We start from the raw sequence: 1,467 nt of genomic DNA, 5'->3' as shown, positions 1-1,467 counted from the left end.
GGGAAGTGGGAAACGAAGCACAGACTGAACGATTTCAGGGCAACGGGAGACGCGCTCTATTTTCGCGTATTGGACGACGGATTTCAAGCCCCCTCACAAAGTGTCGGGTACTGAGCAGCCAGGGAATTCAATCCAGACTGAGGTGCAGGCTCCACGGTCAAGAAATGACGATGATCACAGGCAGCTTATGGTGCTGCACTGCAACAGGTCACTGGCACCACCATCTTCTTGAGCACCAGTTCCTGCGCGAGCGCCTCTGTGCCTCAGGTAGAGTGTTGTCTGTCTGCAGCCATCATCTTAATGAACACCGCCACCAGCTCAGGATCGAAGTGCTGTCCAGCCTGCGCCTCGATCTCCGCCAGCGCCTGCTGTAATGTCCACGCCGCCTTGTACGGCCTCTCGCTCATCAACGCGTCATACACGTCACACAGCGCAAAAATCCGGCCCTCCAGACTGATGGCCTCTCTCACCTTCCCCGCCGGGTACCCCTGACCATTCCAGCGCTCATGGTGATCGGATACCACGTCCAGCACCGTTGCTGGCAGAAAATCCAGGGCTGTGGAAAAGCGCACCCCTGCCTCCACATGCGAGCGCATCACCGTCCATTCCGCCTCACTCAGCTTGCCGGGCTTGAGCAGGATCGAATCCGGAATCGCGATCTTGCCGATGTCGTGTAGGTATGCGCCCCAGCGCAGCGCCTGGAGCTGCTCCGGGTCCCAAGATAACGCCGCCCCCATCCGTAGGGCCAGCGCGGTGACCCGGTCGGTGTGGCCCTGGGTCTCGCCGTCACGTGCCTCCAACGCCAGGCCCAGCGCCCGCAGTGACGCTTCACGCGCCTGCACCACCTGCTCGTCGGCGGCCAGGCGGCCAGCCAGACCGGCAATGGTGCCCGCCACCATGCTGAACAGCGCAGCCTCCTCGGGCTGCCAGCGGTGCGGCTCCAGGGTATGCATCAGGAATGCGCCCAACAGGCGGCCCCCGGCGTCGCCCACCGGACAGGCGGCCAGACTCGCCACCCCCAGTTCGGGGAAGCCCGCCGTCTGAGGAGCGTCGGCGGTGTTATCGAAGAACAGTGGGCCGGTGCTGGTCTCCAGCGCCCGCATCAGCGGCGTGTCGGCAGGCAGGCCGTGAACAGCGATGCGCTGCATGTCCAGGGTCTGCGGCTGCTGTCCCCAGGCCGCGCGCACCTGGTAGGTCAGGGTCTGCGCGCCGCCCACCTGAAAGTAGGCCGATCCCACGGCGGCGGTGTGGGTGACCAGGTGTTCCAGGGTGGGGGTCACGCCGCTGGCCAGGTCCGGGGCGGAGACGGCCAACCGGGTCAGGGTCAGGACCGACTGGGCCGCCGTGGTGCGGGCGTCCTCACCCTGGGTCAGGTCAGACACACGTGGGCTGAGCGATGAGGAGACGGCCATGACGGCAGCATAGGCGGCCACACTCACAAAACCGTCACAGTTCAGACGGAATGAA

Annotated in this window: 1 protein-coding gene; it reads right to left on the bottom strand. The window is 64.6% G+C overall.

The genetic code is table 11. The annotated features are described in order from the left end of the window. Positions 1-263 precede the first annotated feature (263 nt). Positions 264-1,412: an HD domain-containing phosphohydrolase gene (locus Q322_RS0120005; protein WP_084148126.1), complete on the bottom strand. Its 1,149-nt coding sequence runs from the start codon at positions 1,410-1,412 to the stop codon at positions 264-266. Positions 1,413-1,467 lie beyond the last annotated feature (55 nt).

It is taken from the genome of Deinococcus frigens DSM 12807 (assembly GCF_000701425.1).
Lineage (GTDB): Bacteria > Deinococcota > Deinococci > Deinococcales > Deinococcaceae > Deinococcus > Deinococcus frigens.
The sequence above is the reverse complement of the archived record's forward strand: the minus strand, read 5'-3'. Positions and strand labels throughout refer to the sequence as shown.